General features: G+C 39.2%; 17 protein-coding genes. 4 read left to right on the forward strand and 13 right to left on the reverse strand.

The annotated features are described in order from the left end of the window. Positions 1-80: 80 nt before the first annotated feature. The 5 genes from MR054_RS00180 to MR054_RS00200 all read right to left on the reverse strand — a co-directional run bounded on the left by MR054_RS00180 (position 81) and on the right by MR054_RS00200 (position 4841). Positions 81-1136 carry an NAD(P)-dependent alcohol dehydrogenase gene (locus MR054_RS00180; protein ID WP_242155067.1) on the reverse strand — a complete coding sequence of 352 codons (1056 nt, stop codon included), beginning with the start codon at positions 1134-1136 and terminating at the stop codon, positions 81-83. A 357-nt stretch (positions 1137-1493) separates the two neighbouring features. Then, on the reverse strand, positions 1494-2000 hold the full coding sequence (locus tag MR054_RS00185; RefSeq protein WP_242086192.1) for a hypothetical protein: 507 nt from the start codon (positions 1998-2000) through the stop codon (positions 1494-1496). After that, on the reverse strand, positions 2001-2528 hold the full coding sequence (locus MR054_RS00190) for an FMN-binding protein (RefSeq protein ID WP_242155069.1): 528 nt from the start codon (positions 2526-2528) through the stop codon (positions 2001-2003). Between the two features lie 97 nt (positions 2529-2625). Further along, positions 2626-3804: a hypothetical protein gene (locus tag MR054_RS00195; RefSeq protein ID WP_242155072.1), complete on the reverse strand. Its 1179-nt coding sequence runs from the start codon at positions 3802-3804 to the stop codon at positions 2626-2628. A gap of 173 nt (positions 3805-3977) precedes the next feature. After that, positions 3978-4841, reverse strand: a complete 864-nt coding sequence (locus tag MR054_RS00200; protein ID WP_242155074.1) for a hydroxymethylglutaryl-CoA lyase — start codon at positions 4839-4841, stop codon at positions 3978-3980. A gap of 89 nt (positions 4842-4930) precedes the next feature. Between MR054_RS00200 and MR054_RS00205 the strand changes: the two genes are divergently transcribed. Further along, positions 4931-5854, forward strand: a complete 924-nt coding sequence (locus MR054_RS00205; protein ID WP_242155075.1) for a T9SS type A sorting domain-containing protein — start codon at positions 4931-4933, stop codon at positions 5852-5854. Here the strand turns inward: MR054_RS00205 and MR054_RS00210 are convergent. Then, entirely contained in the window at positions 5840-6871 is a 1032-nt protein-coding gene (locus MR054_RS00210; RefSeq protein WP_242155077.1) for a quinone-dependent dihydroorotate dehydrogenase, read from the reverse strand. The genes MR054_RS00205 and MR054_RS00210 overlap by 15 nt on opposite strands. Before the next feature lie 261 nt (positions 6872-7132). Here MR054_RS00210 and pepT point away from each other — a divergent pair, with 261 nt between their 5' ends. Continuing rightward, positions 7133-8377 carry a peptidase T gene (gene pepT, locus MR054_RS00215; protein ID WP_242155079.1) on the forward strand — a complete coding sequence of 415 codons (1245 nt, stop codon included), beginning with the start codon at positions 7133-7135 and terminating at the stop codon, positions 8375-8377. A 147-nt stretch (positions 8378-8524) separates the two neighbouring features. Here the strand turns inward: pepT and proB are convergent, their stop codons facing one another. The 7 genes from proB to nusB form a co-directional block, all read right to left on the reverse strand. Then, the gene (gene proB, locus MR054_RS00220; RefSeq protein WP_242155081.1) at positions 8525-9301 is read right to left on the reverse strand and encodes a glutamate 5-kinase; all 777 of its coding nucleotides are present in this window, start codon (positions 9299-9301) and stop codon (positions 8525-8527) included. A 2-nt stretch (positions 9302-9303) separates the two neighbouring features. Next, on the reverse strand, positions 9304-10110 hold the full coding sequence (gene proC, locus MR054_RS00225) for a pyrroline-5-carboxylate reductase (RefSeq protein ID WP_242155083.1): 807 nt from the start codon (positions 10108-10110) through the stop codon (positions 9304-9306). Positions 10111-10150: 40 nt separating this feature from the next. Next, positions 10151-10342, reverse strand: a complete 192-nt coding sequence (locus MR054_RS00230) for a hypothetical protein (protein ID WP_242086143.1) — start codon at positions 10340-10342, stop codon at positions 10151-10153. Positions 10343-10374: 32 nt separating this feature from the next. Beyond that, positions 10375-10812 carry a GNAT family N-acetyltransferase gene (locus MR054_RS00235; protein WP_242155084.1) on the reverse strand — a complete coding sequence of 146 codons (438 nt, stop codon included), beginning with the start codon at positions 10810-10812 and terminating at the stop codon, positions 10375-10377. 375 nt (positions 10813-11187) lie between these two features. Then, the gene (gene yajC / locus MR054_RS00240; protein ID WP_242086140.1) at positions 11188-11475 is read right to left on the reverse strand and encodes a preprotein translocase subunit YajC; all 288 of its coding nucleotides are present in this window, start codon (positions 11473-11475) and stop codon (positions 11188-11190) included. A 9-nt stretch (positions 11476-11484) separates the two neighbouring features. Next, entirely contained in the window at positions 11485-11961 is a 477-nt protein-coding gene (locus MR054_RS00245) for a DUF1573 domain-containing protein (protein WP_242086138.1), read from the reverse strand. Between the two features lie 84 nt (positions 11962-12045). After that, positions 12046-12990 (reverse strand): transcription antitermination factor NusB, encoded by a 945-nt coding sequence (gene nusB, locus MR054_RS00250; RefSeq protein ID WP_242086136.1) that lies wholly within the window; start codon positions 12988-12990, stop codon positions 12046-12048. Between the two features lie 226 nt (positions 12991-13216). On the opposite strand from nusB, the gene MR054_RS00255 reads away from it, so the two are divergent. Next, a complete protein-coding gene (locus MR054_RS00255) occupies positions 13217-14977 on the forward strand; it encodes an ABC transporter ATP-binding protein (protein ID WP_242155085.1) in 1761 nt (586 codons plus the stop codon). A gap of 171 nt (positions 14978-15148) precedes the next feature. After that, positions 15149-15526, forward strand: coding sequence for a PUR family DNA/RNA-binding protein (locus MR054_RS00260; protein ID WP_242086132.1), 378 nt, complete (start codon positions 15149-15151; stop codon positions 15524-15526). Positions 15527-15540 lie beyond the last annotated feature (14 nt).

Raw genomic sequence — 15540 nt, forward strand, 5'->3', positions numbered from 1 at the left:
CAGGTAACCACAGTGAACTACGCCATCTGTTAAAACAGGTTCATCAAAAAGAAGGGACCGGCCCCCTTTACACCATCCGCTTAGGGTTTCAATGAGGCCATGTCGATTACAAAGCGATAGTGCACATCACTTTTAAGCATGCGTTCATAGGCTGTATTTATATCTTGTATCCGAATCATTTCAATTTCCGAAGTAATGCCGTGTTCTCCACAGAAATCCAATAGTTCCTGTGTTTCTGCTATACCCCCTATCAAAGATCCCGCAACGTTTTTACGCCCCATAATCATGGGCATGGAATTCAGCATGGGATCTAATGGTCCCAAATATCCTACTAAAACCAAGGTGCCATTGGTGGCCAGGGTGCCCACATAAGGATTGATATCATGAATATAGGGAACGGTATCAATTATAAGATCAAAAACCCCCTGCACCTCAGCCATCTGCGACTCATCCGTTGATATGACCACATGATCGGCTCCAAGATCCATTGCGTCCTTCGTTTTACTCGGGGATCTTGAAAGCAAAGTGACCTCTGCTCCGAGTGCATCGGCCAACTTTATGGCCATATGCCCTAATCCCCCTAACCCTACAACAGCAACTTTAGTCCCCTTTCCAACGTTCCAATGTCTTAAAGGAGACCAGGTGGTAATACCGGCGCAGAGTACAGGTGCAATGGCGGCCTTATCGAGGTTATCCGGGACCCTCAATACAAAATGCTCATCCACAACGATACTTTCAGAATAGCCTCCAAACGTTTGCATATCCAGATGCTTATCATGTCCCCCATAAGTACCAACCCACTCCGGGCAATATTGTTCGAGATCTGCTTTGCAATTATTGCAGCTTCTGCACGAATCGACTAAACAGCCAACAGCAACCACATCTCCTACCTTATAAGCGGTTACCTTGTCTCCAACTTGAGTAACGGTGCCTACTATTTCATGTCCCGGCACCACCGGGTAAACTGAAAACCCCCAATCGTTTCTCGCAAAATGCAAATCGGAATGACAAACACCACAATATTCAATATCTATTTCAACATCATTTGGCAATATTGCTCTTCTAGTAATGGCTAATGGTTCCAGAGCGGCATCAGCGGCTTCTGTACCAAAAGCCTTTATTTGTTTTGTATTCATTTTACTTGGTTTTTTAAAGTTGGTTGCTATACAGGTATTGCAGACCAAGGAATCATTAAAAGTAACCAAAAAACATATAATGAACAACTTTTACCTGCCTTACCTGTGAACATTGGTTTGGGAGGTAGGAACATCATTTTTAAAGGACTTAAAACCATTTGTATAATGCAATGGGAAAGCGGCCCGGTGAAGCGTATAGTGTTTGCGTTTCGTGCTTTGTACCTCAATCTTGAATCTCAAGAATTCCTCTATGGTTTAACTCATAAAATGGGTTGTTCATCATCCTTTGACAGGCACAATTCGATCTAAACAAGTTGGTTGAGACTCCATAAGGCCCCTTTATGGGGTAATTGATTATTAGGGTAATGGTTCTGGATGATATTTTAGACTTAACTGATACAGAACAATTATTACAGCCAGAGTAAAGGAAAGAGTCATCAAAATTCCGGAGATCATGACGATATATTTCATCCACAGGATGCCCTTCCAGAGTAAATAAAGCCCTCCAAACGTAAATAGAACCGAGAAAAAGGGTTCAATAATTAAAAATAACTTGACCTTTTTAGAAAGTTTTGTCATGGACACAATCAAGCCCAATAGAAAAAATATTATGGCCATGGACAATACGTGGTTATGCACCAGGGTAAGCATCTCGTGATCACTTTTTTTAAAGCGCATCACTTCTACCTGTTCTTGGTCCTCATTGCCCAAATAATTTTCCTCAATTCCTCCGGGATTTAGTGAAGACGTTTCGCCAACAAATAACAGACCCGTAAAAAAGCCAATACTCAATACGATTAAAAAGGTTCCAATTAATAATTTGAGTTCTTTTGGTAGGGTAAGTATTAAGCCGTTCAACTGCATCTATAACACATTTTTAGTATGAAGGATTTTTAAGGATTGTAAAAAATTGTTCATCGCCGTAGTCATGGAACGCACCGAAATGGTTGCTCCGGCAATAGCAACGATATTGTCTCCATAGGTTAACTCATCGTTCTGCGATTTGCCGATAAACTGTTTCAACCATCGTTTACTACCTATCTCGCCGCCGTATTCTTCCCGATAAATTAAGACTTTGGCCTTTAAAACAATCCAGTCTTTATCTAGCAATACGAGATAATCGAACTCTGCGGTCTTACTCGGGGCCTTCGCGGTATAGGCATAACCTAATACCTTTTCGTTATCTTCAATTTTAAATAAATTGTCTGCACCGAAGGTGGCCGGTAAATCCTGGGCTATTTCCGAGGGAATAGAAAGACTGGTTACATTAAATTGGTCCACTTCGAAGGTGTCTTTAATCTCCTTTTCCACCTTCTTTTTAATATGCTTTGGTATCCCAAAAGCCATCAGAAGTAAAGCCAGTAAAACTATAAAACCTTGTTTGTTACCCATAATGCAAAAGTATTCTTTTTAAATCCAAGAAACAAGACACTAAGTGGTGTATTGGCACTAAGTATCTTGTTAACGGTTCATTTCATATAAGCCATGCCTAGAACCAAACGCCTATTCCAAAGTTTAGCCTATCGTCAACCTGGTCGCCTGCCAAGCCATTATCCCTAAATTGGTAATCGCCTTTAAGCACGACACCGGGGGCGATATGGTAGCTCAATCCGGTGGTGATATCCGTTCGATTGTAAGCATCATTTCTTACTAAGGAACCTGCTGTATCCGCATGTGTGTCGTATTGTTCATATCTCAAAAAGGCAAATAAGCGTTGCTGATTGTTCTGCGGTAATAGGTTGTATGCCCCTTCCAAATACCAACCTTGTAAAACACTCCCCAAATCCTTTCCCGTGGCAAGATTATAAGCCTCCGTGTCCTTTAGGCTGGCATAGATAAATTGCCCGCGGGCGGTAAATCTTTGATAGGCATAACGTGCGTCCAACCCTAACATGGTCACTCCAATATTGGCCCCATCGAATTCCTCAATATCATCTTCAGCTTGTGTTTTGCCGGTATAGCCGGACAGCCCCAATCGCAATCCCGGCAAACCATAATAATCCAATTTTACAGATAAGGTTGGACTATCCACGGTAGATTGAATCGCTTTTTGACGACCGCCACGTAATCCACTTGATCCACTTAAAAATCCGCTTAACCCGGATTGGCCATCGGAAGCCGTGGACTTAAATCCATTAAACACATAAGCCTGATAACCCAATGATAAATCATTGAATCTACCGGTAACACCAACCCCTATTTCTCTCCAAGTGGAGGGCACTATAACGTTATCAACGGCGGGACGCTCAACACCATTGAATGTGGTTGGTTCGTGAAATTCGTTAACAATACCCATAGGCACTAACATTAATCCTCCCCGAAGACTAACATTAGAGGCAATGGCATAGTTAACAAAAGCCTGTTCAACAAAAACTTCTTCTACGTGTTCGAGTTCCAATTCAGTGACAAACTGGGTTTTATCATTGAATTTATAACCAAAGAGAAGGACTAATCGTTGCACGTCCAACTCTCCATTTTTTGCTTCCGGCTGATTATAGGTCAATTCGCCATAAGCACCTACCGTAACCGCTTTACCGTAATTACCCGAAAGTAATCGCTGTGCGGCATTTAATTGTTTTTGAGGGTCAAAAGTAATGGAATCCTGCATAGTCTGTGCAGCGGAAATTAAAACGGTAAACATTGTAAAAAGTACGACTATTTTTTTCATGGTTAGATTGATTATTATATTTATTTAGATTAATTATAAATAACATAGATTTTGAAGTTGCAAAGATAAAACACAGAACGTATTGCGCAAACTTTATTTAGATTAATTTTAAATAAAGAACATCCACCACCCTATAACCTGATAATTTTCAGTAGTTTAAATCTGTAAAAAAATTAATAATAAAAATTAAATATTTTAGAGGCCTCGTTATAAGCGCTTTCAAAACTTAGGGCATTAAGGGGATTGGTTTTATTTGAAGTAAAATAGGATAATAACTTTTCGGTAGGCATATTTCCAGTAAGTTCATCTTTTGCCATGGGACAGCCTCCAAAACCTTGTATAGCACCGTCAAAACGCCTACAACCCGCTTGAAATGCCGCATCTACTTTTTCAAACCAGGTTGAGGGGGTGGTATGCAAATGGGCGCCAAATTCAATATGGGGATATAGTGGAATTAAATTAGAAAACAGGTACGCTATCGTTTCCGGGTTGGAGGTCCCCACGGTATCGCTTAAAGACAAAATCCGTACTCCCATGGCTGCCAGTTTCTCGGTCCATTCACTCACAATTTCCACATTCCAGGGGTCGCCATACGGATTTCCAAATCCCATGGAAATATAAACCACGACCTCTTTATTAAAGGTATTCGCGATTTCCATAATCTCCGAAAGGACCACAACAGATTCAGCAATGGTCTTATGGGTATTTCGCATTTGGAAGTTTTCAGAGATGGAAAAAGGATATCCCAAGTAATCGATTTCCTCATATTGGCAGGCATCCTTAGCGCCTCTGGTATTGGCGATAATAGCCAATAATTTACTCGGGGTTTTACTCAAATCGAGCTGTGCCAAAACGGCCGCGGTATCCACCATTTGAGGGATCGCTTTTGGAGATACAAAACTGCCAAAATCTATGGTATCGAACCCAACACGCAACAAGGCCTGAATATACTGCACCTTACGTTCGGTAGGGATAAACTGCTTGATGCCCTGCATTGCATCACGAGGACACTCAATAATCTTAACAGGTTTGCTCATAACGCGTTTAAAATTCCGATAAAAATACTACAAATTTTGTAAGACCTCTGCAATGATATCGACATAAAATTTAAGCTTATTACCACAGGATGCCACATTTTTACAGGTTAGATTCTCTTTTTTTTGTATGGCTATTTCTTACCATCACCATAGTGCATGGGCAAAGTACAGCCATTTATGAGCTGACCTTTACAAGCATTTGGAATGCATCCGATCATACCTCGATCCCTGCAAACGCCCATTGGTCGGATTTGGTTGGAGCCACACACCACCTGCCCAACACCTTTTTAGAAATTGGCCAATTGGCTTCAAACGGCATTAAAGATGTTGCCGAACTGGGTTCGAATACCCTTTTTGAAAGCGAAGTACATGAAGCTATGTCATCGGGTAAGGCAGACCAATGGTTGCAAGGCGTCTTTTCACCGCATGATGCCATAAGTTCGGCAACAATAACAGGTATCCAAGTAAGTGAAGACCATCCGCTACTCACCTTAGTTGCCATGATAGCACCCAGTCCGGATTGGTTCATTGCCATAAACAGTTTAAATCTAAGAACTGTGGACAACCTGGCTTGGAAATCTTCCTTTTCCATGGATGTTTTTGCCTACGATGCAGGAACAGACGATGGTATCCATTATAATTCCGATAATAGTATCAGCACTCCTCCTGTTGGAATAGCCCGCATTGACGGGGCACCCTTTAATGGTCAATCCATTGGAACCCTTACGGTGATACTGCAATCCGTATTGGGCCTTAATGAAAACACGCTAAATGATATTAGCATATTTCCCAACCCCACGGATGGTACTATTTCCATTTCTAATGTCGGGGGTACCAGACTGAAAAACATTGAAATTTATAATAGTGTCGGACAATTAATGCGCCTTGTTAGTATCTCGGAACATACAAATGTAGAGCATATAGACCTTGGGCCTTTAAAAAAAGGGCTGTACCTCGTCAAATTAAACACTGAACATGGCCCCGGTAAAATACAAAAACTAGTTTTTCAGTAAGGCTTGGTTAATTGATTTGACCAGGGATGGTCCTTCATAAATAAAACCGGTGTACACCTGAACCAGGTCTGCGCCCGCCTCAATTTTTTCCAAGGCGTCGGTTGCGGAATGGATACCCCCCACACCAATTATGGGGAAGGCCCTCCCACTGTGTTCAGAAAGGTATCGGATTACTCTGGTACTTTTATCCTTAATGGGTTGCCCGCTTAATCCCCCGAGGCCAATGGCCTCCAATTGCGCTTTAGAGGCTTTTAAACCGGTTCGCCCGGTTGAGGTGTTACTTGCAATAACACCATCCAAGTGGGTATCCTTTACCAATTCTATAATTTCATCCAGTTGCCCGTTGTTTAAATCCGGTGCTATTTTTAATAAAATGGGTTTCTGTTTTTCGAACGTCGAATTGGCCATTTGGACTTCGCGGATAAGCTCCTCTAAATAATCCTTGTCATTCAATTTGGCATGACTTTCCACATTCGGGCAACTTACATTAAGTACAAAGTAATCCACATAGGGATGCAAGGCATTAAAACATTCCAAATAATCCCTGGTATAGGCTTCAGGAGGTGTACTTGTATTTTTTCCAATGTTTCCGCCGATAATCAACCGGCCCCTATTCTTTTTCAATTGTAAAATAGCAGCCTCCACCCCATCATTATTGAATCCCATTCGATTTATAATCCCTTGATCGTCTTTTAATCTAAATAAGCGTTTTTTAGGATTCCCCGGTTGCCCTTTGGGCGTGACCGTGCCTATCTCAATGAAACCAAATCCGAAATTGGCCAGTTCGTTATACAAGACTGCATTTTTATCAAAACCTGCGGCCAATCCAACCGGGTTTTTGAAGGTCAAACCAAATAAATGCCGCTCCAGGCGCTTATCGTTAACCACATACAAACGTCTGAATAAAGCGTTTACACCTGGGATTTTGGACGTGAATTTTATTAAGGAAAAGGTAAAATGATGGATTTTTTCTGGATCAAACGCAAAGAATATAGGGCGAAGTATCAGCTTATACATCAGTAATATTTGTGCAAAAGTACATAAATTTTTTCATTTTTAAATGCACCATTGCCATTGAAGAAAATGATATGGATCTACAAAGCGGTACCGAAGTCATACAATATGTTTGGTGAGGTATGGCATTCAACATGCAGTCCCTTCCCGAAATAAATGACCTTGCAATCCTTAAAATAAAAATCCCCTGAGCAAAACCTTAAAAAATTAATAATTGTACCTTTATACTGGTAATAAACGATGAATTATTTCAATAAACTGAACATGATTTCAAAAACTGCCCTTATTAAACGTTTTGTGGACTATGTTTCCATAGATACACAATCCGATCCTCATTCCAGTACGACTCCAAGCACTGAAAAGCAATGGGATTTAGCGAATAGATTGGTCAAGGAACTCGAAGCCATTGGTATGCAGGAGGTTTCCATTGACGAGAACGCCTATATCATGGCAACCCTTCCCAGTAATTTGGAGGTCGAGGTGCCCACTATAGGTTTTATATCCCACTTTGATACCTCACCGGATTTTACAGGAACAGGGGTCAAACCACAAATTATTGAAAATTACCATGGTGGCGATATTTTATTGAACAAGGCCGAAAAGATTGTATTATCCCCGAATTATTTTGAAGACTTGAAACAGTACATCGGACAAACCCTAATTACCACAGATGGTACAACCCTGTTGGGTGCCGATGATAAAGCAGGTATTTGCGAAATTGTTTCCGCTATGGAGTACCTTATCGCTCACCCCGAAATAAAACATGGTAAAATTAGAGTTGGATTTACCCCTGATGAAGAGATTGGTCGTGGGGCACATCAATTTGATGTTGAAAAATTTGGTGCCGATTGGGCCTATACCATGGATGGCAGTCAGATTGGTGAATTGGAATACGAAAATTTCAATGCCGCCAAAGCCGTTGTAAAAGTTAAGGGAAAAATGGTCCATCCGGGTTATGCCAAGGGCAAACTGATCAATTCCATGTACATTGCCACCGAGTTTATCAATTCCTTGCCCAAATTTGAAACCCCGGAGCATACGGAAGGCTATCAGGGCTTCTTTCACTTGACCGGCATTCATGGCGATGTCGAGGAAACCACTTTGGAATACATTATACGGGAACATGATAAAGGTCATTTTGAAGCGCGTAAAGCAGTGATGATTAACCTCACCAATGAGTTAAACTCGCAATATGACCGCTCCGTTATTGCTACGGAAATTACAGATCAGTATTATAATATGCGACAAAAAATTGAGCCCCTCATGCATATTGTGGATATAGCAGAAGAGGCCATGAGGCAACTGGACATTGAACCCCTTATTAAAGCCATCCGGGGTGGCACCGACGGCTCCCAATTAAGTTATATGGGCTTACCGTGCCCTAATATTTTTGCGGGAGGTCACAATTTTCATGGACGGTATGAATACATTCCCGTGGAGAGCATGATTAAAGCCACCGAAGTTATTTGTAAAATTGCTGAACTTACGGCTAAAACCTATATGACTTAACTCCTGAAAAAACAACTTGGGTTGGTAAACGGTTAAAATGAACAAGCCTTTTAGTCGTCCTGAACCCTTTTGGACCAAACCGCTCTGTAACCCTATTTAACCCTAAATGAAAGGTTGTGGTTTGCCAACGTCCTGTGCAAACGGAGATCAAGATGGCAGGGCGACTTTCGTTCCTACCGCTTTACCTTCAATAATATCAATAATGGTATTATCTTTCTTTCCATTGGCAATGTAGGTAGGGATATTATTTGCAGCGGTTTGCTGGGCATAATCGAGTTTCGAACCCATACCGCCTCTTCCTTCTTCATCAGACTTGTTACTATCTCTTATATATTTTTCCAGATTGTCATTCGGATCAACGCATCTTACGAGATCACTGGTTTTGGCCTCAGGATGTCCTGTGTAAAGTCCATCGATATCGGTTAATATGATAAGTCTATCCACCTTCATCAATTGGGCAATTAAACTTGCCAGCTCGTCATTATCGGAAAACATAGACATGGTAAGGGATACGGCATCATCTTCATTGGCAATAGGCACCACCCCTTCGGAAAGCAGCCCTTCACAACAGTTAATCATATTTTCCCGGTGTACTCCGGGGCTAAAATCGCGTTTCGTGGGCAGTACCTGGGCGCATTTCATCCCATAGTCGTGAAAAATATTATAATACAATCGCATCATTCTGGGTTGACCAATGGCCGAATACACCTGCCGCTTCTGGGTCTTATTCTTAATTTTTGATTTCCCTAAAACTTCCTTTCCCGCAATTACCGATCCGGAGGACACCAAAATGGTCATGATATTGCGGTCATAAAGTTCGGCTATTTGCCTTACCAGGCGTCTTAAAACAGGTCTTACAATTCTATTGTCCTTGTTGGTCATAACATTGGTACCAACTTTGATAACTATTTTTTCCTTATACATTTTTAATGGACTTTACCTAATTCTACAGCGCGGTTAAATGCTGCAAAAGCTGCCTCTTTTATTAATTCATTAATGTTGTTGTCTTCCATGGAATCCAATGCGGCCTGAGTGGTCCCGCCTTTTGAAGCCACGCGCTTCATCCAGGAATTTGGTGATAAATTGGATTGGTTGAATAGCTCTACAGCCCCGGAAAACGTCTGGCTTACCAAAACCGTGGACTCATTTTTTGTAAATCCCATTTGGACTGCGGCTTCCATCATACTTTGCATAAAATAAAACACGTAAGCGGGACCACTGCCCGAAATTCCGGTCGAGGCATCTATTAACTTCTCGTCTCCCACTTCAATGGACCTACCGGTTGTATCCAATAAATCCTCAACCGTTAACTTTTCTATCCGGGATACTTCTGCAGATGCCACATATGCGGTCAATCCCTTTCCAATCTGGGCAGGCAAATTCGGCATGGCCCTTACCACTTTTTGTAATCCGGTTAATGCCTTTAAAGACGTAATCGTTACGCCGGCCATGATGGAAATAAGAATCTGTTGTGGCACTACCAAATCGCTCATGGCCTTGAGCAATGGTTCTGCATGATAGGGCTTTACCGCTATAAAAATAATGTCCGCGTGTGGTACACAATCTTCTAATTTTTCATACGCGTCAAAATGCGATATTTTGTGAAGTGCCTCACGTTTAACCTCAGAATTATCCAAAACCATGATGTTCTTTCTATTCAACAGTTTCGATTTGGACATCCCTTCGGCATAGGTAAGCCCCATATTTCCCGCTCCAATTACCAGTACTTTCATTTCAATGTTTTATAAATAGGTTTGTATTAATGCTTACATATTAAATAAATAACATACAATCTTTGGTATCCTTAACTTCACCATAATAGGTTTCACGATATTTATGAAGTGTTTTTACAGGCATTCCAAAAAGATACTTTTTGATATAGGTGACTTTAGTGGTTAATTCTCCCATTTTTACTGAATATCTTTTTTCGTATGTTGTTCTTCTTTTTACTTGTACTATTCTCATATATTACGGTGTTTATTTTTTTTAATGGTGGTTTATCTAACCAACCTTAATTCTACATTCTTAACTTTAAACCCCTGTTTTTCAAATAATTTGATAACAGGGTTCCTGATGTTTATATACGTTCCTATATCGCCCTTGCAATATTTTTTGGTATGTTTAATTAAAGACTTACCAATACCCTTTCCCCGCTTACCTTCCTTTACAGCCACATTGACCAATAGGTTTTCCGGCATGTATTCGTTCATTCCCGTTCTATTGACCACAATGGCGCCAAGGATTTCATTATATTCCTCCATAACAAATACATAACCCCCCAGACCAGGAATTTCCTTCGCAGCGTATAAAATAGATTTCCTAATAGCAATTTTACTATCCTTAAACTCACCTGAATATTGATATAAGAAATTTGTTATTCGATTAATATCCATTAATGATAATCTGGTAAAAGCATCAAAGGTTTTTATGGCCATGTAATAGGGGAGTTAACAGGTTGTATCTTCATCGTAATGGACACAACATAATTATTGGAAAAAACATTAGAATGTTAACCAATTCTTAAGCATAAAATTGGCTAATCGCTAAGCCTTATAGGCAAAATATAGGACCTCTACTAGGCCTTACTAAGATACTGGTGGAATAAATTTATCGGACTGGTTTCTAAAAACCAGAAAACTGAAATTGAAGATTCTGCTATTTTGTATTTCATGTATTCCCTTTTCCATCCGGCAAATTTACAAAAACAAATGACCATATTCAAGTTATTGCGGACAAGCCTTCTAAATAAAAATAGTATGGGCATAAAAAAAGCTTCCATAATGGAAGCTTTTAATCTATAAGTTCTTTACTTATTTTGCAGGTTTATTAGCCTTACTGCTCATTTCCAAGGAAATTGCCGATCTATCAAACTTTAGCTTACCTGCCAAAGTTTCAATAACACAACTATTATCCTTATCATTTAATTCTGCAATTTTTCCATGCAAGCCACTTTTAGTCACGACCTTATCACCTCGTTTTAACTCAGCAATAAACTTTTTCTCTCTTTTGGCTCGTTTCATTTGCGGTGCAATCATAAAGAAATACACTACTGCAAACATCAAAATTAAGGGTAAAAATGACCCTATTCCTTCTCCCATTTTTTGTTTTTATTTGGTGGCCGTAACCGGTGTTTTATTAGGGTCTGGTTTAACAAAGGCTGTTATTTTAACCGTCTCTGTACCTTTTTCTGTATTGGCTGTTACCGTAATGGTTTTGGAAACCTTATTGGTACCGCTTCCATTAAATTTAACGGTAAACTGTCCGGAATCTCCCGGAGCCAGGGGTTCCCTACTCCAATCTTTAGGCACTGTACAGCCACATGAACTCTTAATGTCCGTTATCACCAAAGGTGCTTCACCGGTATTGGTGTAATTAAACACGGTCTCTACAGGAGTTTTTGCTTCAATTTCTCCAAAATCATGTTCGGTTTTATCAAATTGAATAACAGGAAATTTTGACGCTACCGCATCCCTTTCGGCGGCTTGTGCGACATTGTTTTCTTCTATTTTTTTCGTGGCATTTTCTTTACACGATGTGAAAGAAATGAAGCAGATGACGCTTAGTCCTAAAATTAATTTATTCATAATAGATGGTTTTTAATTTTTTGGTTCGTAAAAATAACAATTATTTAACCGATTAAAAATTTTTGTTGGTTTCTTAACAGAATATTATAGTAATCCCCTGCCTGTTTTGTTCAAAATATTGGTTTCTTGATATTCCTTGACCAGTTTATCGAGAATACCATTTATAAATATACTGCTTTTTGATGTTGAATATTCTTTTGCAATTTCCAAATACTCATTTATGGTCACTTTCACGGGTATCGAGGGAAATTCTTTAAGTTCACATATCGCCATTTGAAGCAATACAAAATCTACGGTCGCAATACGGTCGGTATCCCAATTTTTTGTTTTATGCTCAATCTCTTTATTGAGCACTGCACTGTTAAGCACCGTTTTTTTCAATAAATCAATAGCAAACTGCTTATCGTCTGCATCTTTATACAGTTTTGGAACAAAATGCCCGTCTGCCGTATGAGGCTTTGTTTTTCGTAATAACTTTAAAATTGTTGTATTCACTGTAGGAAGGTCATCCAGCCAGGTTAGGTATTTATCCTCAATATATTCATAAAGTTTATCATGCGGCGCGATGACTTCTTTAAAAATATCCACAATAAACTCCTTATCCTCCATAAAATTTGAAGTCCGGGTTTTCATGTAGGTCGCGTAAAGATGGCTTTTTACAATGCTCTTAAAAACCACATCGACATACTCGTTATCCAATTGCCAATTATTAATTTTAAAGGCACTTAATTGGTCTTTTAGCAGGGTGTTTCCCGCTAAAAGTTGCAATACTTCATTGTTAACAAACTTTCTGTTGGGGTTTTTATCTTCCTGGGTTGCAAGATATTTGTTTTGTTTTTTTTGTAAATCGGATTCAGCGCGCTTTTGAACCTCGATAAGCAAGGCCATTAATAACAGATACAAATTATACATGTTGTCAATACTAAACAAAAGGAATTTCTGGGGCTTGGCCAAATCGTCATTTTCAGCTTGTTTAAACGCATAAATCGATTGCATTACTTTTACTCGAATATGTCTTCTGCTTAGCATAATTCAAAGAACTTTTAAATAAATAACGTTATTTTAAAATTTCATTTCGGGCACAAAAATAACACTATTTTGAAAAAATAAAGTTTAAATCTTCATATTTATTCCGATCCATTTTTTATGTTATATTTAACATGCACCTTCCAAAAGCAAAACACTTTTATATTTTAAATCACGTATATTTGCTTTCTCAATTCTCACGAAGAAAACGCGGGTTATCTGTTTTTAAATGAAAGCACTTCAGCATTTAAATAAATACTTCTATAAATATAAAACGTACTTAATCATAGGGGTTATCATTACCATTGTGGCCAGAATTTTTCTGCTTTACACCCCGCGCTATGTAAAAAAAATATTTATAGTGGTCGAAAAGGGGCTGGATGGCGCTATTTCCAACGAGGTATTCAAGGCTGAACTTATTGAGGCCATTCTCTATATTATTGTTTCCGCTTTAATTGGGGCCTTTCTTACCTTCTTCATGCGACAAACCATAATCAATGTGTCAAGGTATATTGAATTTGATTTGAAGAATGAAGTGTTCAGCCAATATCAAAACCTATCGCTAAACTTTTATAAGAAAAACAGAACCGGCGATCTCATGAATCGCATAAGCGAGGATGTGAGTCGGGTTCGTATGTATGTTGGGCCGGCCTTAATGTATAGCATCAATACGGTAACCCTATTTATTATTGTCATCATTTACATGGTGAATGCCTCACCCAAATTGACCTTATACACCATAGTTCCCTTACCCATTTTATCGGTTATCATCTATAAGCTGAGCAAGGAAATTCATAGACGGAGTACTGTTGTACAACAATACCTTTCCAAGTTATCTACCTACACACAGGAAACCTTTAGTGGGATATCGGTGATTAAGGCCTATAGTATCGAGCCCTTAACCAATAAAAACTTCCACACCCTTGCCCTGGAAAGCAAAGAAAAACAAATCAGTTTAACACGCGTTCAGGCCTGGTTCTTCCCCATGATGATATTGTTGATCGGTACCAGTAACCTTTTGGTCATATACATTGGTGGTTTGCAGTATATTAATGGTGAAATCGGGAGTCTGGGAACCATTGCTGAATTTATCATCTACGTCAACATGCTCACATGGCCCGTTGCCACAGTAGGTTGGGTGACGTCCATTGTACAACAGGCCGAAGCTTCCCAACAACGCATTAACGAGTTTTTAAAGTTAGAACCCGAAATAAAAAATACGGTGGATCATCCTACAGAAGTTGATGGTGATATCGTTTTCGACAAGGTGTCATTTACCTATGACGATACCAACATTCAAGCCCTTAAACAGATTAGTTTTACCATTAAAAAGGGAGAAACGGTAGCCATATTGGGTAAAACCGGCTCGGGAAAATCCACTATACTCGACTTGATCAGCAGGTTATATGATATTCATTCAGGAACAATCACCATTAACGGGACGCCTATCGACCAACTCAATCTTACCAGTTTGCGCAACGCCATAGGCTATGTTCCGCAGGATGCCTTCTTATTTTCAGATACCATTAAGAACAACATTAAATTCGGTAATCAGGATGCCACCGACGATGATGTGATTCGCGCTGCTAAACAAGCCTACGTGCATAAAAATATTGTAAAATTCCAAAAGGGATACGATACCGTTTTAGGGGAACGCGGCATTACGCTTTCAGGGGGACAAAAACAAAGGGTATCCATTGCACGAGCCATAATAAAATCTCCAAAAATTTTATTGTTTGACGACTGTCTTTCTGCTGTTGATACAGAAACAGAAGAAAAAATATTGAAAAACCTAAATGAAATTTCTTCCAATAAAACAACGGTTATAGTCAGCCACAGGGTGTCTTCGGTTAAAAACGCCAATAAGATTATTGTTTTGGATAATGGCGCTATTGTTCAGGAAGGGACCCATGACCAATTAATAAATCGAGAAGGCTATTACAAACACCTCTACTTAAAACAACTCAGCGAGGGCGAGTCTCTTAAATAGTAAATGCTTAATTATCAAATCATTCTAAATAATTTGTTATTGGAAATACAATAAATATGTAGAATAATAAAAGAAACTGTAAAATTTGTTGGTTAGTTTCGGTTTTTTTTAGATTTTTGATGAATACAACGATTAAGCAATAAATTTAAAAATATTAATGAAAAACAAGATATGATGGAGAAAGAGGAGATTTTTTCAAAAGTGTTAAGAGCTGGAAGACGGACCTATTTTTTTGATGTACGCGCTACAAAAGCAGATGATTATTACCTGACGATTACTGAAAGTAAAAAGTTTACGAATGATGACGGGTCGTATCATTACAAGAAGCACAAAATATATATTTATAAGGAAGATTTTTCTGAATTCAGAGAAATTTTAGCTGAAATGACCGATTATATCATAAGTGAAAAGGGTAATGAGGTCATTAGTGAACGTCATCAAAAAGATTTTAAAAAGGAACAAGATTTTTCAGATAATGGTGAATCCGTCACTGAGGAGGCCTTAAAGTCAACGGATAGTTTTACCGATATTGATTTTGACGACATATAAAACCTGACTAACTT

The sequence above is a fragment of the Aestuariivivens sediminis genome (assembly GCF_022662105.1).
GTDB classification, from domain to species: domain Bacteria; phylum Bacteroidota; class Bacteroidia; order Flavobacteriales; family Flavobacteriaceae; genus Aestuariivivens; species Aestuariivivens sediminis.

Coding starts and splice junctions, on each gene's coding strand:
- MR054_RS00180 (WP_242155067.1), bottom strand. CDS start 1,136: ATGAATACAAAACAAATAAAGGCTTTTGGTACAGAAGCCGCTGATGCC.
- MR054_RS00185 (WP_242086192.1), bottom strand. CDS start 2,000: ATGCAGTTGAACGGCTTAATACTTACCCTACCAAAAGAACTCAAATTA.
- MR054_RS00190 (WP_242155069.1), bottom strand. CDS start 2,528: ATGGGTAACAAACAAGGTTTTATAGTTTTACTGGCTTTACTTCTGATG.
- MR054_RS00195 (WP_242155072.1), bottom strand. CDS start 3,804: ATGAAAAAAATAGTCGTACTTTTTACAATGTTTACCGTTTTAATTTCC.
- MR054_RS00200 (WP_242155074.1), bottom strand. CDS start 4,841: ATGAGCAAACCTGTTAAGATTATTGAGTGTCCTCGTGATGCAATGCAG.
- MR054_RS00205 (WP_242155075.1), top strand. CDS start 4,931: ATGCCACATTTTTACAGGTTAGATTCTCTTTTTTTTGTATGGCTATTT.
- MR054_RS00210 (WP_242155077.1), bottom strand. CDS start 6,871: ATGTATAAGCTGATACTTCGCCCTATATTCTTTGCGTTTGATCCAGAA.
- pepT (WP_242155079.1), top strand. CDS start 7,133: ATGATTTCAAAAACTGCCCTTATTAAACGTTTTGTGGACTATGTTTCC.
- proB (WP_242155081.1), bottom strand. CDS start 9,301: ATGTATAAGGAAAAAATAGTTATCAAAGTTGGTACCAATGTTATGACC.
- proC (WP_242155083.1), bottom strand. CDS start 10,110: ATGAAAGTACTGGTAATTGGAGCGGGAAATATGGGGCTTACCTATGCC.
- MR054_RS00230 (WP_242086143.1), bottom strand. CDS start 10,342: ATGAGAATAGTACAAGTAAAAAGAAGAACAACATACGAAAAAAGATAT.
- MR054_RS00235 (WP_242155084.1), bottom strand. CDS start 10,812: ATGGCCATAAAAACCTTTGATGCTTTTACCAGATTATCATTAATGGAT.
- yajC (WP_242086140.1), bottom strand. CDS start 11,475: ATGGGAGAAGGAATAGGGTCATTTTTACCCTTAATTTTGATGTTTGCA.
- MR054_RS00245 (WP_242086138.1), bottom strand. CDS start 11,961: ATGAATAAATTAATTTTAGGACTAAGCGTCATCTGCTTCATTTCTTTC.
- nusB (WP_242086136.1), bottom strand. CDS start 12,990: ATGCTAAGCAGAAGACATATTCGAGTAAAAGTAATGCAATCGATTTAT.
- MR054_RS00255 (WP_242155085.1), top strand. CDS start 13,217: ATGAAAGCACTTCAGCATTTAAATAAATACTTCTATAAATATAAAACG.
- MR054_RS00260 (WP_242086132.1), top strand. CDS start 15,149: ATGATGGAGAAAGAGGAGATTTTTTCAAAAGTGTTAAGAGCTGGAAGA.